The organism is Thermococcus aciditolerans, assembly GCF_008152015.1.
GTDB lineage: Archaea > Methanobacteriota_B > Thermococci > Thermococcales > Thermococcaceae > Thermococcus > Thermococcus celericrescens.
The window spans coordinates 1,420,552-1,444,949 of record NZ_CP041932.1 but is presented as its reverse complement, the minus strand read 5'-3'; the positions used below and the strand labels follow the sequence as shown (position 1 = coordinate 1,444,949).

24 protein-coding genes are annotated in these 24,398 nt (G+C 56.6%); 11 read left to right on the top strand and 13 right to left on the bottom strand.

Annotation, left to right across the window (positions count from 1 at the left end; translation table 11 throughout):
• Nucleotides 1-3: 3 nt before the first annotated feature.
• Nucleotides 4-822 (bottom strand): dihydrolipoamide acetyltransferase family protein, encoded by an 819-nt coding sequence (locus FPV09_RS07980; protein WP_148883001.1) that lies wholly within the window; start codon nt 820-822, stop codon nt 4-6.
• Between the two features lie 4 nt (nt 823-826).
• Nucleotides 827-1,072, bottom strand: a complete 246-nt coding sequence (locus FPV09_RS07975; protein WP_148883000.1) for a biotin/lipoyl-containing protein — start codon at nt 1,070-1,072, stop codon at nt 827-829.
• A 161-nt stretch (nt 1,073-1,233) separates the two neighbouring features.
• On the opposite strand from FPV09_RS07975, the gene FPV09_RS07970 reads away from it, so the two are divergent.
• The 7 genes from FPV09_RS07970 (at nt 1,234) to FPV09_RS07940 (ending at nt 6,297) form a co-directional block, all read left to right on the top strand.
• Complete coding sequence (locus FPV09_RS07970) at nt 1,234-2,238, top strand: thiamine pyrophosphate-dependent dehydrogenase E1 component subunit alpha (RefSeq protein WP_148882999.1); 1,005 nt, start codon at nt 1,234-1,236, stop codon at nt 2,236-2,238.
• Nucleotides 2,226-3,209 (top strand): alpha-ketoacid dehydrogenase subunit beta, encoded by a 984-nt coding sequence (locus FPV09_RS07965; protein WP_281288757.1) that lies wholly within the window; start codon nt 2,226-2,228, stop codon nt 3,207-3,209. Before FPV09_RS07970 ends, FPV09_RS07965 begins: the two co-directional genes overlap by 13 nt.
• A gap of 25 nt (nt 3,210-3,234) precedes the next feature.
• Nucleotides 3,235-3,537 carry a DUF6506 family protein gene (locus FPV09_RS07960; RefSeq protein WP_148882998.1) on the top strand — a complete coding sequence of 101 codons (303 nt, stop codon included), beginning with the start codon at nt 3,235-3,237 and terminating at the stop codon, nt 3,535-3,537.
• A gap of 5 nt (nt 3,538-3,542) precedes the next feature.
• Nucleotides 3,543-3,980, top strand: a complete 438-nt coding sequence (locus tag FPV09_RS07955) for an OsmC family protein (RefSeq protein ID WP_148882997.1) — start codon at nt 3,543-3,545, stop codon at nt 3,978-3,980.
• Nucleotides 3,981-4,044: 64 nt separating this feature from the next.
• Nucleotides 4,045-5,049 (top strand): thiamine pyrophosphate-dependent dehydrogenase E1 component subunit alpha, encoded by a 1,005-nt coding sequence (locus tag FPV09_RS07950; protein WP_148882996.1) that lies wholly within the window; start codon nt 4,045-4,047, stop codon nt 5,047-5,049.
• 1 nt (nt 5,050) lies between these two features.
• Nucleotides 5,051-6,055: an alpha-ketoacid dehydrogenase subunit beta gene (locus FPV09_RS07945; protein WP_148882995.1), complete on the top strand. Its 1,005-nt coding sequence runs from the start codon at nt 5,051-5,053 to the stop codon at nt 6,053-6,055.
• An 8-nt stretch (nt 6,056-6,063) separates the two neighbouring features.
• Nucleotides 6,064-6,297, top strand: a complete 234-nt coding sequence (locus FPV09_RS07940) for a lipoyl domain-containing protein (protein WP_148882994.1) — start codon at nt 6,064-6,066, stop codon at nt 6,295-6,297.
• A 4-nt stretch (nt 6,298-6,301) separates the two neighbouring features.
• On the opposite strand, the gene FPV09_RS07935 is transcribed toward FPV09_RS07940, so the two are convergent.
• From FPV09_RS07935 to FPV09_RS07915, 5 genes are all read right to left on the bottom strand, one after another.
• Nucleotides 6,302-7,045 carry a methyltransferase domain-containing protein gene (locus FPV09_RS07935; RefSeq protein ID WP_148882993.1) on the bottom strand — a complete coding sequence of 248 codons (744 nt, stop codon included), beginning with the start codon at nt 7,043-7,045 and terminating at the stop codon, nt 6,302-6,304.
• Between the two features lie 29 nt (nt 7,046-7,074).
• The gene (locus FPV09_RS07930; protein ID WP_148883774.1) at nt 7,075-8,364 is read right to left on the bottom strand and encodes a serpin family protein; all 1,290 of its coding nucleotides are present in this window, start codon (nt 8,362-8,364) and stop codon (nt 7,075-7,077) included.
• A gap of 85 nt (nt 8,365-8,449) precedes the next feature.
• A complete protein-coding gene (locus FPV09_RS07925; protein ID WP_148883773.1) occupies nt 8,450-9,718 on the bottom strand; it encodes a M20 family metallo-hydrolase in 1,269 nt (422 codons plus the stop codon).
• Between the two features lie 13 nt (nt 9,719-9,731).
• Nucleotides 9,732-10,067 carry a PqqD family protein gene (locus FPV09_RS07920; RefSeq protein WP_148882992.1) on the bottom strand — a complete coding sequence of 112 codons (336 nt, stop codon included), beginning with the start codon at nt 10,065-10,067 and terminating at the stop codon, nt 9,732-9,734.
• Nucleotides 10,068-10,118: 51 nt separating this feature from the next.
• Nucleotides 10,119-11,993, bottom strand: coding sequence for an OPT family oligopeptide transporter (locus FPV09_RS07915; RefSeq protein ID WP_148882991.1), 1,875 nt, complete (start codon nt 11,991-11,993; stop codon nt 10,119-10,121).
• A gap of 296 nt (nt 11,994-12,289) precedes the next feature.
• On the opposite strand from FPV09_RS07915, the gene FPV09_RS07910 reads away from it, so the two are divergent.
• From FPV09_RS07910 to FPV09_RS07895, 4 genes are read left to right on the top strand one after another with little or no spacing between them, the layout of a single operon-like run.
• Nucleotides 12,290-13,105, top strand: a complete 816-nt coding sequence (locus tag FPV09_RS07910) for an MBL fold metallo-hydrolase (RefSeq protein ID WP_148882990.1) — start codon at nt 12,290-12,292, stop codon at nt 13,103-13,105.
• Nucleotides 13,106-13,114: 9 nt separating this feature from the next.
• Entirely contained in the window at nt 13,115-13,339 is a 225-nt protein-coding gene (locus FPV09_RS07905) for a hypothetical protein (RefSeq protein WP_148882989.1), read from the top strand.
• A 51-nt stretch (nt 13,340-13,390) separates the two neighbouring features.
• Nucleotides 13,391-13,999: an IS607 family transposase gene (locus FPV09_RS07900; RefSeq protein ID WP_148882988.1), complete on the top strand. Its 609-nt coding sequence runs from the start codon at nt 13,391-13,393 to the stop codon at nt 13,997-13,999.
• Nucleotides 13,980-15,161 carry an RNA-guided endonuclease InsQ/TnpB family protein gene (locus FPV09_RS07895; protein ID WP_148882987.1) on the top strand — a complete coding sequence of 394 codons (1,182 nt, stop codon included), beginning with the start codon at nt 13,980-13,982 and terminating at the stop codon, nt 15,159-15,161. Before FPV09_RS07900 ends, FPV09_RS07895 begins: the two co-directional genes overlap by 20 nt.
• 36 nt (nt 15,162-15,197) lie before the next feature.
• On the opposite strand, the gene glmM is transcribed toward FPV09_RS07895, so the two are convergent.
• From glmM to FPV09_RS07865, 6 genes are read right to left on the bottom strand one after another with little or no spacing between them, the layout of a single operon-like run.
• The gene (gene glmM, locus FPV09_RS07890) at nt 15,198-16,562 is read right to left on the bottom strand and encodes a phosphoglucosamine mutase (protein ID WP_148882986.1); all 1,365 of its coding nucleotides are present in this window, start codon (nt 16,560-16,562) and stop codon (nt 15,198-15,200) included.
• 29 nt (nt 16,563-16,591) lie between these two features.
• Nucleotides 16,592-16,996 (bottom strand): UPF0146 family protein, encoded by a 405-nt coding sequence (locus FPV09_RS07885; RefSeq protein ID WP_148882985.1) that lies wholly within the window; start codon nt 16,994-16,996, stop codon nt 16,592-16,594.
• A gap of 32 nt (nt 16,997-17,028) precedes the next feature.
• Entirely contained in the window at nt 17,029-18,147 is a 1,119-nt protein-coding gene (locus tag FPV09_RS07880) for an ABC transporter ATP-binding protein (RefSeq protein ID WP_148882984.1), read from the bottom strand.
• A 30-nt stretch (nt 18,148-18,177) separates the two neighbouring features.
• The gene (locus FPV09_RS07875; protein ID WP_148882983.1) at nt 18,178-22,239 is read right to left on the bottom strand and encodes a glucodextranase DOMON-like domain-containing protein; all 4,062 of its coding nucleotides are present in this window, start codon (nt 22,237-22,239) and stop codon (nt 18,178-18,180) included.
• Nucleotides 22,240-22,248: 9 nt separating this feature from the next.
• Nucleotides 22,249-23,499 (bottom strand): ABC transporter permease subunit, encoded by a 1,251-nt coding sequence (locus FPV09_RS07870; protein WP_148882982.1) that lies wholly within the window; start codon nt 23,497-23,499, stop codon nt 22,249-22,251.
• Nucleotides 23,496-24,395 carry a carbohydrate ABC transporter permease gene (locus tag FPV09_RS07865; protein ID WP_148882981.1) on the bottom strand — a complete coding sequence of 300 codons (900 nt, stop codon included), beginning with the start codon at nt 24,393-24,395 and terminating at the stop codon, nt 23,496-23,498. Before FPV09_RS07865 ends, FPV09_RS07870 begins: the two co-directional genes overlap by 4 nt.
• Between the last annotated feature and the right edge of the window lie 3 nt (nt 24,396-24,398).

The following is a 24,398-nucleotide window of genomic DNA, read 5'->3' as shown; positions in this document are numbered from 1 at the left end:
TCCCTACAAGTCTCCGAAGACTTCTCCGGGGTTTTCCAGGTAGTACTTTACCCGTCCAAGGAATCTCGCTGCTGGGGCACCGTCTATTGCCCTGTGGTCGAAGCTCAGGGATAGGATCATGACTTTGACCGTTTTTATCTCCCCATTCTTTACCACCGGTTTCTCGGAGATTCTGTTGAGGCCCAGAATCGCCACCTGGGGCGGGTTTATTATCGGAGTGAAGGACTCCACGCCTAGCATCCCTAGATTGGTGACCGTGAAGGTTCCTCCCACAAAATCCTTCTCCTTCAGGAGGCCTTTCTTTGTCCTCTCAACTATGTCCAGGTACTCATCGAGAAGCTCTTCAAGACTCTTTTCGTCAACGTTCCTGATAACAGGGGTTATCAGTCCTATGGGGCTGTCAACGGCCACGTTTATGTTGATGTCGTCGTAGACCGTTATCTTCTCCCCGTCCATCGTTGCGTTCACCTCTATGAAGTCCCTGATGGCCTTCGCAATGCACTTCATCATGAGAACGGTGTAGGAAGGCTTTCTTCCGAGTTTTTCTGTGAGCTCCTTTCTGATCTCGATTAGTCCGTCCATCTCGGCTTCCATATTGAGGGTGACGTGGACGGCCTGGCGGTAGCTCTCCGAGAGCCTTCCTGCTATTACCTTTCTTATCCCGATCAGTTTGGTCTCCTTCAGAACCTTCGGGTAGAAGTGCTCCCGGATATACTTCTCAAGGTCCTCAATGGTAACCTCGCCACCCGGTCCGGAGCCCTTGAGCTTCGAGAGGTCTATATCGTACTGCTCGGATATCATCTTAACCTCTTCACTCACCATAGGATCACTCTTCCGTCTCTATTATCGCTATAACCTCTCCAACGGGCACTTCCGCACCCGCATCGTGGAGTATCTCCACAAGGCGGCCGTCTTCGGGTGCCTTTATTTCCCCTGTCAGTTTCTCTGACTGGACTACCGCGATAACCTCTCCCTTTCGGACGGGGTCTCCGGCCTTCTTCCGCCATTCTAGGATTTCCCCCCGCTTCATGGTCATGCCGAGCTTCGGCATGATCACGTTTATTTTCTTCATATTTTCCCCTCCAAAATTCATGTCCTATGCGCTAGTAGTTGGACTAACCTATATAATACTTGCGAAATACGTATATAGGAGTTTTTTTCATTAGTATAGTGTTCAAATCTCTTCTTGAGAATAACATGGTGATGAATCTACGTTCTGAGGGAGGAGATGCCATGCCGGTTGAGGAGATTCCAAAGGAGAAGCTGCTGTGGATGTACAAGACTATGGTAAGGATCAGGGTGCATGAGGAGCGGGTCGCTGAACTCTTTGCCCAGGGAAAGGTGCCTGGCTTTGTGCACCTCTACGTCGGTGAAGAAGCCGTAGCCGTTGGCGTGATGGCCAACCTCAGGAAGGAGGACTTCATAACCAGCACCCACAGGGGACACGGCCACTACATAGCCAAGGGCGGAGACGTGAAGGCCTCGATGGCTGAGCTGTTTGGAAAGAAGACCGGAAGCGGAAAGGGCAAGGGCGGTTCGATGCACATAGCCGACCTCGACGTAGGGGAGCTGGGAGCAAACGGTATAGTGGGGGGAGGCATTCCCCATGCCGTCGGTGCTGCCCTTGGAATAAAGCTCAATGGCCTTGACAACGTTGCCGTTGCCTTCTTCGGTGACGGTGCCTCTAACCAGCAGAACTTCCACGAGGGAATAAACCTTGCCGCTATATGGAAGCTGCCCGTTATCTTTGTCTGCGAGAACAACCAGTACCAGATATCGCTCTCCTATGACAAACAGCAGACGATAAAGAGCGTGGCCGAGAGGGCTAAGGCCTACGGAATTCCCGGTGTGAGCGTCGATGGGCAGGACGTTCTGGCGGTCTATGAGGTGGCAAAAGAGGCCGTTGAACGGGCCAGGCGCGGGGAAGGGCCGACCCTGATAGAGGCCAAGACGTACAGGTTCAGGGGACACTTCGAGGGCGACCCCCAGGTGTACAGAACCCCTGGGGAAATAGCGTGGTGGAAGGAGAACAAGGATCCGATAAGGCTCTTCGAGGAGAAGCTTCTCTCCAAGGGGATAGTCACGAGGGAAGAGCTAGATGCGATCTGGAAGAAAGCCAAGGAAGAGATTGAGGATGCCGTGAAGTTCGCGGAGGAAAGCCCGTGGCCGTCGAAGGAGGAACTCCTTGAAGACGTCTTCTCCACGCCCACCAAGGGGGTGCTCGTATGGCGGTGGTGAGGGAGATAACCTTTGCCCAGGCTCTCAACGAGGCCTTGGACTACGAGATGAGCAAGGACGAAAAGGTCGTGGTAATGGGTGAAGATGTTGGAGTCTACGGTGGAATCTTCGGCGTGACTGCGGGGCTCTACGAGAAGTACGGGCCCGAGAGGGTCAGGGATACTCCTATAGCAGAAAGCGGCTTCATAGGCACTGCAGTTGGGGCGGCAGCCACGGGACTTCTTAGGCCTGTGGTGGAGCTCATGTTCATAGACTTCTTGGGCGTTGCCTACGACCAGATTTACAACCAGGCCGCAAAGATGAGGTACATGTTCGGCGGGAAGGCGAAGATACCCATGGTTCTCAGAACTACCTGTGGTGCGGGCTTTTCCGCCGCTGCACAGCACTCCCAGTCGCTCCACGCGCTCTTTATCCACGTGCCCGGGCTCAAGGTGGTCATGCCGTCCACGCCCTATGATGTGAAGGGACTGTTGATCTCGGCGATAGAGGACGACGACCCGGTTGTCTTCATAGAGCACAAGGGGCTCTACGGAGTGAAGGGTCCGGTTCCGGAGGAGCCGTATTCCATACCCCTAGGAGAGGCCGACGTAAAGCGGGAAGGGAAGGATGTAACGATAGTGGCAACGGCGGCGATGGTGCATAAGTCACTGGAAGTAGCGGAGAAGCTCGCGGAGGAGGGAATAAGCGTCGAGGTCGTTGACCCGAGGTCACTCGTGCCGCTGGACGTCGACACTATCCTGAACTCCATCAAAAAGACAGGAAGATTGGTCGTAGTTGACGAGGGCTATCCTAGGGCAAGCTTTGCGACAGACATAGCGGCACTCGCCGCCAGCAGGGCCTTTGAGCATCTGAAGGCGCCCGTCAAGATAATCACCCCGCCGGCGACACCGGTTCCCTTCAGTCCCGCCCTTGAGAACGAGTGGATACCCTGCACCGACAGGATAGAGAACGCGGTCAGGGAGGTTCTCTGATTTTCAATTTTTTGGAGGTGCCGGAATGCTGAAGGCAGCTTTCATGTTCGTCGCACCTGAAGCAGACCCCACGGAGCACAGGGCAATCGTCAGGACTCCAATGGTAGAGCTCCACGTCGTAGGCGTGAAAAACTACGATGAGGCCTGTGAAGTTGCAAAAAAGCTTGTCGAGGAAGGAATTGCAGCGATAGAGCTGTGCGGGGGCTTTGGTCATATCGGTGTAGCCAGGGTCGTTGAGGCCGTTGAAGGGAGGATCCCCGTTGGGGTGGTCAGGTTTGACTCCCACCCCGGCCTAGAAGGAAAGAGCGGAGATGGTATTTTCGGGTGATAGCCGTGGAGGAGTGGACGTTTTACATAACCGGAAAGTCCCTCTCGGGAACTAAGCTGCTCGCGAAGGTCAGGGATTTCGAGGTTCTCGTTGACGAGCCCGAGGAGATAGGAGGAACCAACGAGGCCCCAAACCCTGTGGAGTACCTTCTCGTGGCGCTGGCGGGCTGTCTGAACGTTACCATCAGGGGAATCGCGGAGGAAAAAGGAATACCGGTGGAGTCGCTTGAGTTGGCCCTCACCGGAAAGCTGAACCCTGCGAAGTTCCAGGGTCTCTCGGAGGAGGGGCGCGCGGGCTTCACCGAGGTGACGGTCTCTGTTTACCTGAAGGCTGATGCCCCCAGGGAAAAGATTGAGGAGCTCTTGAAGGAAGCGGAGGAGCGCTGTCCGATTACTGACAACCTGAAAAACGCAACCCCGGTTCGGATAGTGCTGAAGGAGTGATGTTTCGTTTTTGACACGCTAATCGAATCACCCCTTTGAATAAACGAAAAAGGCAGGTGGGAGAATGGGAGTTGAGGAAATACCGAAGGAAACCCTGTTGGGGATATACAAGACCATGCACAAGATTAGGACGTACGAGGAGACACTTGCGAAGTGGTACTACGAGGGAAAGAGCCCGCGCTTTGACATCTCAGCCGGCCCGATTCCTGGAGAGCTGCACCTGTCCTCTGGCCAGGAGTCAGCGGCCGTTGGTGTGTGCATACACCTAAAGGACGAAGATGCCGTTATAGGAACCCACAGGGCCCACCACTTCGCGATAGCGAAGGGAGTTGACCTGAAGAAGATGACGGCCGAGATATTCGGCAAGGCCACCGGTCTTTCCGGGGGCAAGGGCGGCCACATGCACCTCTTCGACGCAGCTAAAAACTTCAGCTGCAGCGGTATCGTCGGTGCGAGCTTCCCGCAGGCCGTTGGGGTTGGCATCGCGGCCAAGCTGAAAGGCGAAGACTACGTGGCAGTCGCCGTCGGCGGTGACGGAGCGGCCAATCAGGGAACTTTCCACGAGGCGCTCAACCTTGCAGCTGTCTGGAAGCTGCCGGTTATATTCTTGATAGAGGACAACGGCTGGGCGATCTCCGTTCCGAAGGACAAGTCAACGGCCGTCGCCAAGAACAGCGAGAGGGCTAAGGCCTACGGCATTCCCGGGGTCAGCGTTGACGGCGCCGACGTTATAGCGGTCTATGAAGTCGCTAAGGAGGCCGTTGAAAGGGCCAGGCGCGGAGAGGGGCCGAGCCTCATAGAGGTCAGAACATACAGGCTCAGGGGGCACTTCGAAGGTGATCCGCAGCTCTACAGACCGAAGGAGGACTTCGAGCTGGCGAAGGAGAAGGATCCGCTGGTCAACTTCAGAAAGCTGCTGCTCGAGAAGGGCATCGCCACGGAGAAAGAGCTGGCGAGAATCGAGGAAGAGAACGAGAAGGAAGTTCAGGAGGCCATGGACTTTGCCCTTAACAGCCCGTATCCTGAGCCGGAAGAAGCTCTGAAGGGCGTTTTTGCGGGGGGTGATTGAAATGGCGAGGAAGCTCCCCATGTACAAGGCGATAGCCGAAGCGATAGCGCAGGAAATGGAGCGCGATGAGAACGTCTTCGTCATGGGCGAGGACATCGGTGCCTACGGTGGAATCTTCGGTGCCACGAACGGACTCCTTGAGAAGTTCGGCCCCGAGAGGATTAGAGATACGCCCATAAGCGAGTCGGCCTTCATAGGCGCCGCCCTCGGGGCCGCATCGAAGGGCATGAGGCCGATAGTCGAGCTGATGTTCGTTGACTTCTTCGGCGTGGCGATGGATCAGATATACAACCACATCGCCAAGGCGCACTACATGTCGGGCGGACAGGTTAAGATGCCCATAGTCATAACCACAGCCATCGGCGGAGGCTACAGCGATGCGGCCCAGCACTCCCAGTGCCTCTACGGTCTGTTCGCCCACGTTCCGGGACTCAAGATAGTAATCCCCTCCAACTCCTACGACGCCAAGGGACTTATGATATCCTCCATACGGGACGACAACCCGGTCATGTACTTCTTCCACAAGGGACTCATGGGGCTCGGATGGATGCCCTCCCCGGAGGAAGCCGCGGTTGAAGTGTCCGAGGAGCCCTATACCGTCCCCATCGGCGAGGCCAAGGTCGTGAGGGAGGGCGACGATGTGACCATAGCGACGGTATCTCGCATGGTCTACGAGGCCCTGTGGGCGGCCGAAGAGCTCGAAAAGGACGGGATAAGCGTCGAGGTCATTGACCTGAGAACCCTCGTTCCCCTCGATAAGGAGACCCTCGTAAACTCCGTCAGGAAGACCGGAAGGCTTCTCGTCGTGGACGAGGATTACATGAGCTACGGGATGAGCGGCGAAATAATAGCCACCGTTGTCGAGAGGATAGGCAACGAGCTCAAAGCCCTGCCGAGGAGGATAGCCTACCCGGACGTCCCGGTTCCGTACAGCAGGGTGCTGGAGAGGTTCGTCCTTCCGGACAAGGAGAAGATAGTGAAGACAGTGAAGGACATGGTCGGGTGAGTGGCAGAATGGAGGTAGAGGTCAAGGTACCCCGGACGACGAAGGAGGAAAAGACCGGCGTCCTGCTGAGCTGGTACAAAAACGACGGCGACCCCGTCGAGGAGGGTGAAGAAATAGCGGAGGTCATGATAGAAAAGGTTACCGTGCACGTTAAGGCCCCGGCGAGCGGGAGGCTTAAGATTCTGGTGAAGGAGAACGAGGAGGTGGCGCAGGGCCAGGTGATAGGCCTCATCGTGGCCTGACCTTTCATTTTTTCATTATCAAACTGTGCCTCCACCTCGTCCCGACCTTGAACTTCACGTCCCTCACGGAGTAGCCCAGCTCTTTTCCCTTTTCTTCTATGGCCTTTATCAGAGGCTTTTTGTCCGGAAGGAAGAGGGCAACCCTGCCGCCGGGCTTCAAATGATCCAGCGCCTCTTCGATTAACCTCACCGAGAAGGCCTCGCCGTGTTCGCCTCCTCCAACGCCTTCCCTCTCCGTCAGAACGCCCCTTGTCGGCCTCTCGTAGTACGGCGGGGCTGAAAAAATCACGTCAAAGCGCTCGCCTTCAGGGATTACTCCCCTGATTATCCCCCCGTTGCTCCTGATGAGCTTAACTCCAGCGCCGTTCCGCTCGATGTTCCTCCTCGCGTACTCAAAGAACTCCTCGTCGAGCTCCGTCGCGGTAACGTCGCACTTGAAGAGCCTCTCTGCTATTAGCGCCATCATCGCGGTGTGTCCGGTTCCAATCTCAAGAACCCTCTCGCCCCCGCGCAGGAAGGTCTTAAGGAATAAGTAGCGCGAGACGGGGGTGGTCACGAGCCCGCGCGGGTGGTATTCTATCTCCAGCCCGAAGAGGGCCTTCGCTATGGCTTTGTTGTAGAGTATTCTCGCTTCCCTGTTCGAGAAGTCGAGCCTTCCGCGCTCGTCGAGGTAGTCGTTCAGCTCCGGAAATAGCTTCACGGCCTCTTTTACCGGCAGTCCTAGCTTCCCGTCCTTCCAGGCTGGCATGAAAAGAGTTAGGGGAGGGGCTTAAAAGCTCATCCCCTCGGGTCAACCAGCCTGCCGATGAAGAGCACGAGCCCGCTGTCCCTGTCGACTATGAGGAACAGGAAGGGATGGTCTGCCCTGAAGACCTTGTACTCGGGGGTTTCCACGGGAGCCGAAACCGCCGTGAATATCACCGCCGTCGCCGCGGCCGCCTCGGTGCCGTTCTCGGCGACGCTTATGAAGGTCTTGTGGACGACCTCGCTTATGGCGATGGGCTCCTCTGAGATGCCCGAGAAGTCCGCACGGTCTGTGAAGGCTTTTCTCATGCCCATTCTCCGGAGTGTCCCGCCCAGCTGGTATTCGCCCTCGAACCTGAACTTCGGTACCGTCACGTCAACTTCCTCCGGCTTGAGGGAGCCTAGGAGCCCCTTCAGGAACTGCGGGCTCAGCTTTTCCTCTATTTTTCCCAGGCCGTCCGTCTTCTTCGGGAGGATTATCACCATGCTGAAGTTGCTGAATCTGGAGCCCTCGTAGGGCATCTCAAGGGCCTGAAGCTCGTCGGTCTCAGCGTAGTTGAACTTTCCAACCCTGTTCATCATTGGAACCGTTACCCTTTCACCGGAGGGGAGGGTAAAGGTGCCGTTGTGAGTGGCATCCGGACTGAAGCGGAGCGTCCAGTTAGCCTTGAAGTATACGGCGTTGGTTATTATCAGTCTCGTGTCTGGTGTCAGGCCGCTCACGAGGTTCTTTATCCTGCCGTTGGTTGTTTCCTCCGCCCATTCGTTGATCGTTCTCTCCGCACCCTTGGAATCCCCCCTGAAGTCGAGTTCCCTCACCTCACCCAGATAGTACCGCCTTATGGTGTCGAGGTAGTCCTCCCTCACGGGATAGTCCTTCTGAACCCAGAGGGCATTGGCTATCCTAAGCTCTATCCCGGAGTGTCTCCCGGCGTCGAGCAGGAGTGTCCTGAACGCTTCCCTGCGCAGGGTTTCGTTCTCGGGAAGGTGGAGGACTGACCCCATTTCCTCAGCGGTCTCGCCGCGTGCGCCCTCGTAGGCCATTGCCATCGCCGTGAAGACGCTGAAGGGCGAGATGAAGAGGTTCCCGTTCCCCTTCGACAGCTCGCGGTAGAGTTCGATGCCGAAGAGGTTGCTGGCTCCGACAACGTCCCCCGCCTCCTCGGTCTGGGTTAGATCGAGAACGTCGTTTTTGGTCATCGGAGGGGTAGGCGTCCCGCTTGGGGGGTTCTGGGGGACGGTTGATGTTCCGTTGCCTCCATTGGCTATGCAGCCGGACGCGATGACCACAAAGACGAGTGCAAGCGCTAAAAGCCGCCTCATTCCAGCCACCGAATTACTCTCGGCGGGAAAATATAAATACATAGCGATAGTTTCAATCGAGTTTGAAACAAAATGGGAAGAAGGGTCAGAGAAGAGCCAGGGCCGCCATGACCTTGGCGTCTTCCACCAGGTTCTTTATCCAGGCGTACTCGTTGGGCTGGTGGGCCATCTCGTCGAGCGTCGCCCAGACAACCGCGGGAATTCCGAGCTTCCTGAAGTATGCCGCGAAGGTTCCGCCGCCTATTCCGCCGACCTTCGCCTCCTTTCCGCGGAGCTTCCTGAGCGCCTCCTGGAGGAGCTTCACTATCTCGCTGTTGGGGTCGGTTGGGGCCGGAGCGTCCATGCGCTGGAGAACCTCAAACTCTATCTCCGGCAGAACTTTTCCATCGAACTCCTTCCTGTACTTCTCCTTGACCTCCTCGGCAAGCCTCTCGGCGTCGGCAAGGATATCGTCTATGCTGTACCTCGGCAGAATCCTGCAGTCGAAGACGACCTCGTGCTCGCCCGGTGCTATGTTCGGGCTGTCGGCCGGACCGTGAACCATCGTCGGCTCGAAGGTGCTCTCCGCTGGCTCGAAGAGCTCGTCCCTCTCGCCGTACTTCTCGTGGAGGAGCCTGTCGAGGTGGTAGGCGAAGTCGAGGGCGACGCGGTGGGCGTTCAGGCCTTTGTCGGGCATGCTGGCGTGAACCTGCTTGCCCCTAACCTTGACCCTGAGCCAGAGGATGCTCTTCTCGGCCACCTCGATGAAAGTACCCTCCTCGTTTCCGCCATCCGGAACGAGAACTAGGTCGTCCTTCCTGAACAGCTCCGGGTGCTCCCTCATCAGCCACTCGACGCCGTACTTGCTCCCGGTCTCTTCATCGCTGACGAAGGCCAGAATGACGGTCCTCTTCGGCCTTATCCCGAGGTTCATCATAGCTTTTACCGCGTAGAGGGAAGCCACAAGGCTCTGCCCGTTGTCCTCGCTTCCCCTGCCGTAGACCTTGCCGTCCTTGACGACCGGATTGAACGGCTCCGTGACCGTCCACTTGCTCAGGTCTCCGGGCGGAACGACGTCTATGTGGGTGAGAATCCATAACCTCGGGCTTTCTTCGCCCTTTTCACCGTAGTAGTACGCTAAAATGCTCGGTCTCACTCCGTTTTTGGCCCTCTCGTCCGGCGCGTTGTAGACCTCGACCTTGTCGAAGGGCCAGTCCTTTATCATCTCGAGCAGCTTCTGCGCCTTGTCGTACTCGCCCTCGTAGCCGTAGTCCGGGCTTATGGCTGGGATTTTAATCAGTTCGACGAGGGTGTTGACCATCTCGTCCTGGAGCTTCTCAATCTCCTGCGAGACCTTCTCAAGGGCTTCGCTCATGGTTATCACCACCTTAGTCTAATTCATCCGTTCTTTTAAACTCAATCAAATACCTCTTCGCCAGCTCGAAAAGAAACGTCACCAGGCGCTCGTAGAGGGGCTCTGCGTCCTCTCCAAAGCGTGCCTTCAGAGCCTTCCCTATCTCCTTCACCGTTCTCTTGCCGTCACACAGCTCCCACGTGTAGGCCCCCATCTCGTCGAGCTCTATCCTCCTGTAGTCCCCGTGGAGCCTCCTGGCCAGAAAGTCCAGCTTTGAGTCCATGGGAATCAGGAGGTAGTACCTCCCCTCGATCTTCTTCAGTTCGATCTTCTCGTTGCGCACTGGCACGAGGTTCATGTACTCTTCCATGCCCATTCCTCCGGCGTTCAAAATTTAAAGGTTGGGAAAGAAAAGGGGAAGTCACTTCCTCTTGCCCGTCATGTAGAGCCAGAGCGCTATTCCGGCAAGGAGGATAACTCCCAGGATGTTGCTGCTGAAGCCCGAGCTCGGGGCGACGCCGGCGACTATGAGGGCGGCGAAGAATATGCCCATGAGGGCCTCACCGGCGATGAGTCCTGCGGCGCCGAGGACGCCCGGGTCGGTTGGGTTCTCCCCTTCCTCGTTCCTGGACTTGGTGACGAAGTGCTTGACGAGACCGCCGATGAATATCGGAACGCCAAGGCTGAGCGGCAGGTAGATACCGACCGCGACCGGCATGACTGGGGTCCTGAACTTGGAGCCCTTCATGGCGAGTATCTCGTCGAGGATTATGAGTGCTATGGCTATTCCAGCGCCTATGTATATCATGTTCCACTCGAGGTTGCCGGTGAAGACACCCTCCGTGACCTTGGCCATGAGGAAGGCCTGCGGGGCGGCGAGAGCGTTTTCCTTGGCGGTCGGGGTTCCCGCTATACCGTAGGCCTGGATGAGCAGGTTGAGCACCGGGGCCATGACGAGGGCGGCGAAGAAGGTTCCAACCATCTCGAAGACCTGCTGCCTCTTGGGGGTGGCGCCGACCATGTAACCGGTGGCGAGGTCCTGCATGGTGTCACCGGCTATGGCGGCGGCGGTACAGATAACGGCCGCGACGAGTATGGTCGCCGCCATGCCCTCCATCCCGCTGAGGCCGAGGGCTTTGAGGGCGAAGGCGGTGAAGAGCAGGCTCATGATGGTGATTCCCGAGACCGGGTTGTTGGATGAACCAACGACACCCGCGAGGTAGCCGGCTATCGAGCTTCCAAGGAAGCCGACGATGAGGAGTATCACCGCCATTATTGCCGCGATTCCCACCGAGCCGATGATGTGGAAGTAGAGCAGGAACAGCGGGATGACGAATGCTCCTATGAGCATGAGGACATAGTTGAGCGGGAGGTCCTCCTCGGTTCTGAGGATTGTCTCACCAGACTGCTTCCTCTTGGCGACTTCAAGGCCGGCCTTGATGCCCCTCCTTATCGGGTTCCTGAGCTTGATGAGGCTCCAGAGACCACCGACGACCATCGCGCCGACACCCATGTAGCGGATCTTGGTGCTCCATATGGTCCACGCGAGGTCGAGCGGGCTGAGGTCGGTATGGCCCATCTGGCCGGCGTAGATTGGGATGGCTATGAACCAGGCTATGGCGCCTCCGAGGAAGACTAGGAAGGCTATGTTGAGGCCGACGATGTAGCCGACGGCTATGAGCGCCGCGGAGAGGTCGCTTCCGAGGTAGTAGACGCGGGAGCCAACCATCTTGGCGGCCTCAACGGTTCCCGACCAGAGGCCGGAGCTTCCAAAGAGCTTGAAGAGACCTCCGAAGATTCCACCGTAGAGTATCGGTTTGGCGTGGCTTCCTCCCCTCTCGCCGGCTATGAGGACCTCGGCGCAGGCCATACCCTCGGGGTACGGGAGCTTCTCCTCGACTATGAAGGCCCTTCTGAGGACTATGGTGAAGAGGGCGCCGAGGGAACCACCGAGGGCGGCGATTATGGTGACTATGTAGTACGGGAAGGTCGTGTAGTAGCCGAGGACGACGAGGGCCGGGAAGGTGAAGATGACTCCCGCCGCCAGCGACTCACCCGCTGAAGCAGCAGTCTGCACCATGTTGTTCTCGAGGATGTTCCTGTCCTTGAATGCGAAGAGTATTGCCATCGATATGACCGCCGCAGGGATACTGGCACTCACGGTCATACCTGCGTACATTCCAAGGTAGGCGTTTGCCGCGCCCATTATGATCGAAAGGACGATACCCAAAACAAAAGCCTTGATTGTGTATTCGGGCAGTGATTTCTCCGGTGGTATGTACGGTTTCAACTCCATATTCGCACCTCCAAACGGTGACGTAGTAGTTGGACACATGAATCGTTAAAAATGTTTTGTTAGGCTTCCTATTTTACAAATATCTGGAAAATTTTTGACTCTATTCTGTTCCATTTTGTGGTATGATTATTTGAGAGGGATGTACCTTTTTGACATTATGTTATATGCCATTCATATGACTTCCCTGTTATCTATTTGGGTGTTCATATGTTTCCATCCGTGCGGGGAAAGGGCAATGTCTTATATACTCCCTCTGTGATACCCCTATGTCTGCAGAAGAACACGGGGGTGGAGATTTGATAGAGATAACCTTCCTCGGTAGCGGCGGCGGCAGGTTCATCACCATAACGCAGTTCCGCTCCACCGGCGGCTTCCACATACGCGCCAGCAGGAACATCTACGTTGACCCCGGGCCAGGCGCGCTGGTCAGGAGCTGGCGCTACAAGCTCGACCCTAGAAAGCTCGACGTCATCTTCGTCTCCCACAGGCACGTGGATCACTGCAACGATACCGAGGTCATGATAGAGGCCATGACGGGCGGCGCACTCAAGAAGAGGGGTGTTCTCATAGCATCCAAGAGCGTCGTCTACGGCGACGAGACCCACACCCCGGCCGTCAGCAAGTACCACCTGGACGTGCTCGAGAGCATACACATCCCGGAGCCCGGAAGCAGGATAGCGATAGGCGATGAGGAGATGGTGATAACCCCAACCCAGCACTCGGACCCGACCACCATCGGCTTCCGCATGAAGAGCTCCCTGGGCGACATCTCGTACATCCCCGACACCGCCTACTTCGACGGCCTGACCGACTGGCACGACGGTTCGAGACTGCTCATCGCGGCGGTCACCAGGCCAAGGGACATGGGCATCCCGTACCACCTGAGCACCGACGACATCGTTATGATGCTCAAGAGGATGCGTGAGAAGCCCGAGGCCCTCGTGGTGAGCCACATAGGCATGAAGATGCACTTCGCGAATCCCTACAAGGAGGCCAAGTACATCGAAACCGTCACCGGCGTCAAGACCTACGTGGCCAAGGAGGGCTTCAAGGTCATGGTGGAAAGGGACGGCATAGCTGTGAGAACCCTGAGACCAGCGAGGTTCGTCTGAGGTGGTTCCATGGGCGGAAAGGCCCTCGCCTCCGTTTCGGCTTTTTCCTTTATGCTCAATCTGTTCTTTGGGGAATCCTGCCTGTCACTCGATCTCCTGGTTCCTCTGCTCCTCTACTGGCTCTACCTGTTCGGAGCTGGAGAAAAACCCCGCGTGGGGATTCTGGTCAGGGATTTTGCGATAATTATCCTCGCCGGTACCGCCGGCTGGATCATAGGGCTGTTTCATAAATGATAACAAGCGAAACTTTTAGATATTTTTGGCACTAATTTCTTTTGGGCGAGGGTGGTGAGGCTTTATCGGACTGGTGAATTCGCAAAGAAACTCGGAGTTTCCAAGATGACAGTCCTCCGCTGGATTAAAGCAGGCAAACTCAAAGCCCACAGAATCGGCAAAGAATACCGAGTCCCCGAAAGCGAAATCAAGAGAATTCTTGAGGGCAAAATCCCCGATAAAGTTGTGATTTACGCCAGAGTCTCAAGCCGAGACCAGAAGGAAGACTTAGAAAGACAAATCGAATACCTCGAGAATTACTCTTCTTCAAAAGGTTACCAAGTGGCCAAAATCATCACCGACGTTTCCTCCGGCCTGAACGAGAACAGGAGGGGATTAAAACAGCTCTTCAAACTCGTCGAAAGCGGAGAAGTTACCAAAGTCGTCATAACTTGCCGGGACAGGCTCACACGCTTCGGCTTCAAATACCTCGAACAATACTTCAACTCTCACGGCGTCGAAATCGAAGTAATTTTCGACGATGAAGAGGCAATAGAAAAAGAACTTGTTGAGGACTTGCTGGCCATCGTGACCTCCTTCGCTGGAAAGCTTTATGGTATGCGTTCTCATAAGAAAAAACGCCTCGTCGAGGCGGTAAAGAATGTCCTCAGAGACGATTAAACTCACCGCCAAATTCAAACTCAAGGAAACTCCAGAGGGGTTAGATGGCCTCTTCCAAACTTACCGGGAGATTGTGAACTTCCTCATCACTTACGCTTTTGAGAACAACGTTACGAGTTTTTATCGCCTGAAAAAGGAGACTTACAAAGGCTTACGCAAGGAATATCCAGAACTGCCAAGCCATTACCTTTACACGGCTTGCCAGATGGCCACGTCAATCTTTAAAAGCTTCAGGAAGCGGAAAAAGAAGGGCAAAGCCAAGGGGAAGCCTGTTTTTAAGAAGGAAGTCATAATGCTCGACGACCACTTGTTCAAACTCGACTTGGAGAATAGAACCGTAAAACTCTCCACTCCGAAGAGGAGAATCCAGTTAGAGTTTTACCCGGCCAAATATCACGAGAAGTTCAGGGATTGGAAGGTTGGGCAAGCGTGGTTGGTTAGAACGCCAAAGGGAGTCTTCCTCAACGTTGTTTTTTCGAGGGAAGTTGAAGTTAAAGAACCAAAAGCCTTCGTTGGAGTGGATTTGAACGAGAACAACGTAACGCTTTCCCTCCCGAATGGGGAGTTCCTCCAAATCATTACTCACGAGCGGGAGATTAGGACGGGCTACTTCGTGAAGAGGAGGGGAATACAGCAGAAAATCAGGGCTGGAAAGAGACGGAGTGAACTCCTCGAAAAATACGGTGAGAGGGAGAAGAACAGGCTGAACGACCTTTATCACAAATTGGCTAATAAAATCGTTGAGCTGGCGGAGGAATGCGGTGGTCTTGCTCTTGAGGATTTGACAGAAATCAGGGAGTCAATCAGGTATTCGGCTGAGTTGAACGGTCGTCTTCACCGTTGGAGTTTTAGGAAGCTTCAGAGCATTATCGAATACAAGGCGAAATTGAAGGGTGTTAAGGTTGTTTTTGTCAATCCTGCTTTTACTTCCTCCCTGTGCCCGGTATGTGGGGGTAAGTTAAGCCTGAATGGGGGCAGGGTTTTGAAGTGTTCAAACTGTGGTTTTGAGGCTGACCGTGATGTGGTTGGCTCTTGGAATATTCGCTTGAGAGCCTTGAAGATGTGGGGAGTCTCCGTTCCCCCCGAAAGCCCTCCAATGAAGATGGGAGGAGGGAAGGTTAGCCGTAACGACGTTTACGAACTTTACACAAGTTACGGCTAACCAGAACGGCCCGCGTTTAAAGATGGAAAATAGGGCTCAGCCCTTCCTCATGGCTTCCTCTGCGGCCCTCCTGACGGTGCCGTAGGCCAGCTCGAATAGCTCATCACGCCTCTTCTCGCTCGGTGCCTCGACGACGACGCGAATCTTCGGCTCCGTTCCGCTCGGTCTGACTAGAACCCACGAGCCGTCCCTGAGGTTGAACCTGAAGCCGGAGATCGTCAGAACTTCCTTCACCTCACTGCGGAGAGCCTCCCCGAGGGCATTGTATGCCCTCTCCATCGCTTCTCTCTTGTGTTCGTCTGGGCATTTAACGTTCTTCTTGGTAAGGTAGTAGGTCGGTATCTCCTCCTGGATTATCTGGGAGAGCGGCTTTCCGCGCTCGTCTATGAGCTTTATGAGAAGCCCCATGGTCACGAAGCTGTCTATCCACGGCCCGAACCTCGGGTGGACCAGCTTCCACGGTTCTGCGGCAAATATGGCCCCGTACTTCTTTATCCCGTCATGGGGCTGGCCGAGGGGGATTCTTACGACCCTTCCGCCTGCGTTCTCAACGACGTGGTCTATCCTTGAGCCGGTGTCGATGGAAACAACAACAGTTCCCCCGCCGTGTTCCTCCACGTAGAGCTTCGCGAAGAGCGCTATCAGGGTGTCCTCGTTCACGTACTGGCCCTTTTCATCGAAGACCGCTATCCTGTCGGCGTCTCCATCCTGGGCGATGACGAGGTCAACTCCAAGCTCCCTCGCCAGCTCCCCTAGGTAGGCTATGTTCTCGTACCTCGGTTCCGGCTTCCTTCCAGGGAAGTGGCCGTCAACGTGGGCGTTCACGCTTATTATTTTCGCCCCCATCTCGCGGAGCAGATAGGGGGCCAAAACGCTTCCCGCGCCGTTGGCACCGTCGTAGAGAACTTTGAGCTCGGTTTCGTGGTTCACGAATTCGAGAACGGCCCCTATGTAGTCGTCGATGACATCGATGGCTTTTACCCTCTTTATCTCACTCCAGGTGGCCTTTCTGAAGTTTCCGGAGAAAACGAGTTCCTCAAGCTCCCTCTCCTGCTCGACGTAGAACTCCGTTCCGTCGCCGTTGAAGACCTTTATTCCGTTGTCCGTCGGTGGGTTGTGGCTCGCTGTTATCATGACTCCCCCATCGCCGTGCTCCCGCGTCCCCCACGCTAGAGTCGGCGTCGGAATCAAACCGAAATCAAGAACCTCGGTTCCCGTCGAGAGAAGTCCCGAGATGAGGGCGCTCTGGAGCATTACGCTCGACGTCCTTCCGTCCCTCGCGACTGCCACAGTTTTCCCGTTGATGTACGTCCCAACTGCCTTTCCGAGGTTCATCGCGAGTTCGGGGGTGACCTTCTCCCACAGGGTGCCCCTAATTCCAGCGGTACCGAAGAGCTTCATAACACCACCGTGCTTAATTGGGAGGCGGTTTAAATACCTTTAGCGGAGTATATGGCCAGCTCCCTGAAGTTGGTGAGCCTCATCGTCCTCGGCATGGTGTCCCCGGTGAGCGGGAGGATGTAAACGGGGACGTGGAGTTTCCGCCCGAGCCCCAGGATGGGCCGCACTATCTCTGGGGTCGGCCTCACGGAGTAAAGCGCCGCGACCCCCTCGTAGAGCCCCATGTTTGGGCTGAAGAGGTCGTCCCTGACGGCGTTCAGGCCGAGCTCCACCGCCCTCTCGACGGACGCCGGGTTCCAGTCAACGGCCAGAACGTCGTAGCCCAGTTCCTTGAGTCTGAGCGCCACTTTGAACTGGAAGCCTATTCCAAGCTCGGCTATCCTGCCCTTCGGCACCTCCCTGGCCAGAAAATCGGCGAAGTCCTTTATACTCATGGAAAAAAATAGGGAAGGGGATTTAAAAAGCTTCAGAATACTGCCTTTCCGCTTCCCTTCTCGAAGACGTGGACCTTGCGCATGTCGAAGACCACGTCAACCTCCTGGCCCTCCACGACCTTGGATTCCGAGCGGAAGGCGCCGAGGAAGTTTATGTCACCGACCCTCAGGTGGACTATCTTTTCGTTTCCTAGGTTCTCTATGATCTCCACCATGGCCCGCGCCATGTTCTCGCCCGGTATCTTTACCTGGGCGAACATGGCGTCGTAGAGGTCCTCAGGACGGATTCCGAAGGTAACCTCCTTTCCAAGGAGCCCCCTGTCCCTCAGAACCTCCACTTGGTCGGGGAGGAGCTTCAGCCTGAACTCGCCGAAGTCAGCGAAACCGTCCTCCGTTATGGTGGTATCGATGAAGTTCATTGGAGGGGCCCCGATGAAGCCCGCGACGAAGGTGTTGGCGGGCCTGTTGTAGACCTCGTCGGGAGTTCCGACCTGCTGGAGCACACCCTGGTTGATGACCGCTATCCTGTCGCCCATCGTCATTGCCTCCACCTGGTCGTGGGTGACGTAGATGGTGGTGACTCCGAGCTGCTTCTGGAGCCTCTTTAGCTCGGCGCGCATCTTGACACGGAGCTTGGCGTCGAGGTTGCTCAGCGGCTCGTCCATCAGGAAGACCTGCGGTTTTCTCACTATGGCCCTTCCGAGCGCAACACGCTGCCTCTGACCTCCCGAGAGCTCCCTCGGTTTTCTCCTCAGGAGTTCGGTGAGGCCCAGCATCTCGGCGACTTCCCTAACCCTTTCGTCGATCTCGGCCTTCGGGACCTTTCTGAGCTTGAGGGGAAACGCTATGTTGTCGTAGACTGTCATGTGGGGATAGAGGGCGTAGCTCTGGAAGACCATGGCTATGTCCCTGTCCTTGGGCGGGACGAAGATCCCCTTTTCGGGGTCTGCTACGAGCGTGTCCCCTATGTACACCTGCCCCCTGCTCGGCTCCTCCAGTCCCGCTATCATCCTCAGCGTCGTCGTCTTTCCGCAGCCGCTCGGGCCGAGGAGTATCATGAATTCTCCATCCTTGACCTCGAGGTTCATGTCTTTGACGGCGGTGAACTCCCCAAACTGCTTCCAGACGTTGATGAGCTTGACTTCGGCCATTCTATCACCTCAAAAATTTGAAATGAAAGGTCAGCGCCGCCTCCTGACGAGGAGCGGCAGCAGGGCGAGTCCCACCAGGGCGGCAGGGCCGCAGATTCCGCCTCCACCGCCGGTGGTAGTTGTGGTTGGGCTTGATGTGGTCGTTGGGGTCGTGCTCGGGCCGGTGGTCGTTGGGGTTGTGGTGGTCTGGCTCGGTGAGCTCGTCGTGGATGTGGTGCTCGAACTGCTCGTCTCGCTGGTGGTCTCGGTCGGGGTCGGCTCCTCCCCGCCGCTGCCCTCCACGAGGGGTATCATGAGGACGGTGGCGGGCTTCATGTCCTTTGCGTCGTAGCTGCTCAGCTGCTCCTCCTGGGTCGGACTGAAGTCCTCAGGAACGAGTTCGTCCACGACGCGCGGGGTTACACCGTTGATGACTGCGTCTGCCTCCGCCCCTCCAAGCTTCCACTGCTCCGCCTCAACGGCCACTGGCCTCCACTTGTCGGGGCCGTAGCCGTCCTGGGAGCCGGTGATGACTGCGGCATAGAGCCCGTACTCTCCAACGTTCGGCAGGTACTTCTTCGGAACCTTGACTATTATGGCGTTCTTGACGGGGTCAGCTGAAATCTGCATCTCACCCTGGTAAACGGTTCCGTTCGGGAGGATAATGAGGTTTCCGTAGTCCCATCCCGCGATTCTGAGCGCGAGGTCCCACGGGTGGTGCGGGTCGAGCTGGACGTTGCTTCCGGGCCCGTCCGGGAACATCTTTATCGCCGAGATGTTTCCGCCGTCTCTGAAGTCGAAGTACGCTTCGATTATCTGGAGGCTGAAGCCGTTTGGACCGTTCCAGGGGTTGCCGCCGAGATCCCTGAAGTAGAATTCGAGGGTCCAGTCATTGTCGCCCTCCGTCATCTTGAACTTGAGGAGATCGAAGACTCCCGGCTTGAAGACCGCGTCCGTTGGGTAGGTGTAGGTTCCGGGCCCGTGGTCGTCCCCCTCGGGGTCGCTAACAACGATGCCCTGCTTGAGGAGTGGGAGGGCCCTGACGGTGGCGAGCTTCATGTCGTTTGCATCGTAGCTGCTCAGCTGCTCCTCCTGGGTCGGTTCAAAGCCCTGCGGAACCAGCTCATCAAGGACGCGCGGGGTCACGCCGTTTATGACCGCCTGCGGGTCTGCGCCGCCGAGCTTCCACTGCTCCGCATCCACTGCCACCGGTCTCCACTTGTCGGGGCCGTAGCCGTCCTGCGAACCGACGAGGACGTCTCCCCAGAGGCCGTAGTCCTCGTTTATGGCGATGTACTTCTTCGGGACTTTCACTATCACAGCGTTCTTGACGGGGTCGGCCGAAATCTGCATCTCACCCTGGTAAACGGTTCCGTTCGGGAGGATGATGAGGTTTCCGTAGTCCCATCCTGCGATTCTGAAGGCGACGTCCCAGGGATGGTTAGGGTCAAGCTGGACGTTGGCTCCGGGTCCATCGGGGAACATCTTAATGGCGGTGCTGTTGCCGCCGTCCTTAAAGTCCAGATAGACCTCGATTATCTGGAGGCTGAAGCCGTTCGGTCCGTTCCAGGGGTTGCCTCCAAGATCCCCAAAGTAGAACTCCATCACGTAGCTGTCCGTCTGCTCGAGCATCCTGAAGCGGAGGAGGTCGAAGGCTCCCTCGACGAAGACCGCGTCCGTTGGGTAGACGTAGCTTCCGGGTCCGTGGTCGTCTCCCTCTGGGTCGGCGATGTCCGCTATCGTGACTCCCTTGACCTCGGTGGGGAGCTTGAGCTCGATGGGGGTGGTTATTGTTTCGAGCCGTCCGTCCTTGACGGTCGAGACCGCGAAGTAGAAGTCGCTCGGGTTCTTGATGTAATCGAAGGGCACGATGACTTCCACTCCGTCGTTCGTCTGCTCAACGGTTGCGTCTCCAAGCTTCTCGCTCTTCTCGTAGTCGGTGGCGCCGTATATCTCGGCCTTTCCGTTCTCGTACACGACGTGCTTGGTTATGAGGAGACCGACGCTGTCGGCGGAGAACGGGAACATCGAGTACCTGAGCTCGGTTGGCCTCTCCTGGAGGAGTGTGAATGTGTTGCCGACGCGCTCATCCTTCTCCCACACGCTGACCTCAAACTCGCTGAGGTTACCCTTAACGATGAAGTGGAGCCCATCGCCGTCGAAATAGACGCTCACGCCGTTTGCCAGCGGGGACATGCTCGAGTAGTTCTTCATCTCGCCCTCCTTGAGGCCGTCGAGGGCCCTGGTGACGTAGGGCTCACCGTCCGGGAAGTAGTTTCCAAAGAGGTAGCTCGGCGGCTCGACCCCGGCCAGCTTGTAAATCTCGTAGAGGTAGGTTTTGAGATACCTGTCAAAGGTGTAGTCCTGCCCGCTGTCCTGGTCGCTTCCATACCACCAGAACCAGTCGCTCGCCTCGGCGCGAAGCAGATACTCGTGGGCCTTCTCCCAGTCCGCCTGGCTCATGCCGCTCCTGTGCTCCATAAGGGCCTTCCTGGCTATGTAGAGCCAGTACCAGCCGTAGTTCTCCTGGGGCTCACCTATCCACGTGGAGAGGGTTCCGTCTATCCAGCTGCTCTCTGGCCACTGCATCTCCTCATTGACCCCGACGGCGTCGTAGAGGTCGCCGAGGCTCTGGGCCTTGAGGAGGGCGTTAACGTTGTCCCCGGTGAGGTCCAGTCTCTCCATCATCTTGGGGGTGAGCCTGTTGGCCTCGTCTCCGTAAAGCTGGATGTATTCGCTCGGGGTGAGGGTTCTTATGAGCCCCTGCTCCTGGAGTTCGGTGAGCCTCTTGTAGAGCTCGGTGAGGAAGAGCTTGCCGTCGTAGGGGTAGTTCTCCCACGGGTTCTCGCCGTCGAGCGTAACCACGTAAACCAGCGAACCGTCGTAGTTCTCCTTCTGGAGCTTGAGGAGCTCGTTCACAAAGTCCTCAACGGCCTGGTACTGGTTCATTCCGCCGTAGTTGAATCCCACGCGGTCGCTGAGAGCGTGGTCGCGCGGGAAGAGGTAGATTTTCTTTCCGTTGAACTCGGCCACCCAGGGCTTGTAGTAGTTCTCAACCGTCTTCTCGACGCCGAGCCTGTCAAGGACGAGCTGGTCGGTCATCACCCAGGTCCAACCGTTGTCCGCGAGTGTTTCGAGGGTTCTATCGTTGAGGGCACTTTCGGCCGCCCATCCGCCCTTTGGAACTGCGGTTCCACCGCCGAGGTACTGCTTGTACAGCTCGTCCGCCCTCTTCACCTGGTCGTCGAAGTCGCCCTCCCAGCCGAAGTCGTTGAGTATCGGGCCTATCGGGTGGGCGTAGGGAACGACGGTGACCTCGACGTTGCCGTTGCCAAGGAGGAGGTTTATCCTCTCGTGCTCCTCGAAGGTGTGGTTGATGAGCCAGAGCTGGGCGTCGAGAACGGTTTTAACGTCCTCCCTGGTGTAGCCGCCCTCATCAACCTTATTGTAGAGGTCCCTGAGGGCAGGGGTGTCCATTATGTACTTGTAGTCGATCCAGGCGAGGTTGAAGAGAACCGCGAGGTCGATGTAGTCCTGCTCAGTGAACTCGCCTGTGACCGCCGCCTTCTGCTCCTCGAGCGGCAGGTTGGCGTACTTAGCCTTGGCCTGCATCATCTTGTCCTTCAGCTCCGTGTAGCGATCCCAGGGGTCCCTTATCGGGTTGCCGCTGGGGTCAGTTATCGGCTCGCCGTTCCAGGGGATGGTGTGGTCGAAGAACCCTCCCGGTGCCTGCAGCATGAACCACTTCTCGTCAACGGTGAGCGGCTCGCCGTTGGCTATCTTCTCGGTGATTATCTGGTAGGTGTCCTTCTTCCCGTTCATGTAGTCGGCGAGCTGGGATATGAGCGAGCCCGATAAATCAATCGTGGCGTGAACGTCCGGATACTGGCTGAGGTAATAGGCCATCTTCCAGTAGTTGTTTGCCGCGTGGAGCCTGACCCAGGGCCTGGTGTAGACGTCCTGGACAGGGTCGTAGTAGTAGGGCTGGTGCTGGTGCCAGACTATTATGACGTTGAGCGGCTTCGGCTCGGCCGCCCCAACGCCCTTGAAGCTTACTCCCATTAGGCTTCCAACCATCAAAAAGGCAAGGAAAAGGGCAGCAACCCTCTTCATATTATCACCTCACTCCTTGAGACCTCCAACTGTAAGACCGCTCCTTATGTAGTTCTGGGCGAGCATGAACATCACGAACACCGGCAGGGCGAAGAGTAAAGCCGCGGCTGCAAAGTAGCTCCAGTCTATTCCCCTGCCTATGCCGCCCAGGAGAAGGTATATCCACACCGACAGTGGCTGGTGCGACTCAGTCAGTAGCAGGCTTGCCAGGATGAACTCCGTCCAGCCGCCTATGAAGGCGAATATCGACACGGTCGCTATTCCTGGTAGCGCCATCGGGAGGAGCACGTGCCTGATTATCTGAAGGTAGCTGGCGCCGTCCACCAGGGCAGCCTCGTCGAAGTCAGGGCTTATGGAGTCTATGTATCCCTTGAGCAGCCAGGTGTTGAAGGGAACGCTTCCCGCGGCGTAGATGAAGGACAGCACCGGCAGCTTGTCGTAGAGGCCCAGCTTGACTATCATACCGTAGAGGGCTATAAGGCCCGCTATTCCGAGACCGCCCGCCACCTGGGTGAACATCAGGTAGAAGTAGAGCACGTGCTCCCTGCCGAAGAACTTCATGCGCGAAAATGCGTAGGCGGCTGGGACGACGAAGAGCAGCGTCAGCAGGACCGTCAGTGTGGCTATGATGAGGCTGTTCTTGAGGTAGCCGAAGAACTTGGAGTTCACGAACTTCCCTATGTTGGTGAACCTGACGGTTCCGCTGTTCCTGGCAACGACGTACTTCTCCATCGGGCCCGAGACGTGGGCGCCCTCAATGGTTCCGCCCTTCAGCTCAACGTTCCTCATTATCGCGAAGCCCACGGTGCCGTCGTCGTTCATCCTTGTGAGGATGAAGAGCCCCCTGACCTCGCCCTTCAGCTGTCCCTGCGCGTTGACGTCCGTTGAAACGTCGAAAACCAGGTTTTTCACCGGGATCTCAAACACCAGTCCTGTGAAGGGCCCGTATTTGACCTCACCCTTTATCGTCCCTTCCAGCAGGTACAGCCTGCCGTCCTGAACGTGGGCGCTTCCCTCGATGGTTCCTGTGAAGTTCTCCGAGAGTTTGCTTCCTGAGAATCCAAAGAGCACCTCCCTGTACGAGTCGAGACTGACGTTTCGGGGGATAATGTGGAACTCCGTGGTTGCGAGCGTTGAGCCCGGGCTTATTGAGACGACGAAGATGTAGTAAACTGGGAAGAGTATGATAAACATGACGAAGATCGCCAGCAGGGTCAGGACAAAGCTCCTGACGACCTCCCCTTTGCGCCTTCCCATCATCCCTTGGCACCCTCCTGAAGTCTGGTTATCCTGACGTTAACGTACATGTACACGGCAAGCACGAGCGTGGCGATTATCATTATCGCCGCGGCCTTTCCGTAGTGGGGGCTGGCTCCGAAGGCCTTCCTGAAACCGTAGAGCAGTATGAACTTGTCCTCGAACAGGCCTGCGTTGTAGATGTAGGGCACCATGAAGTACTGGAAGCTCGCCGCGCTGGTGAGTATGGTGGCGAATGCTATCGGTTTGCCGACTATCGGGAGGACCACGTGTCTCACCCTCTGCCAGTAGCTGGCCCCGTCTATTATCGCCGCCTCAACGAGCGTGTCCGGCACGGACTGGAGCGCCGCCGTGATGACGGTTATCATGAATGGGTACGCGAGCCACACCTCGATTATGTTGAGCGCGAGAAAGGCCCACAGCGGGTCATTAATCCAGTTGGGGAGGTTGTGAACCCCCAGGGATTTAAGCAGCTGGTTTATCGGCCCGAATATCGGGTCGAACATGAACTTCCAGACGGTAACGGAGAAGAGCAGCGGCAGCGCCCAGGGGATTATGAGGAGGGAGCGGTAGATCATTTTTCCTTTGACGTATCTGCTGTTGTAGAGCAGGCTGAGGATGATTCCCGCGAGAACCTTCAGGGTGACGCTGGTCACCACGAATATCCACGTCCACAGGAAGGCGCTCCTGAATGTTTCGTCGCCGAGTATCCAGCGGAAGTTCTCCAGACCAACGAACTGAAGCTGCGGGGCGTCCGGGGCCTGAACCGGAAAGTTGCCGAGCTGGGCGTTGGTGAATGCGAGGTATATCGAGTATATTATCGGCCACAGGTTGAAAAACAGGAACGCTGCCATTCCAGGCAGGATTAGGAACAGAGCAATGGTCGTGGTCTTTTTCATTCC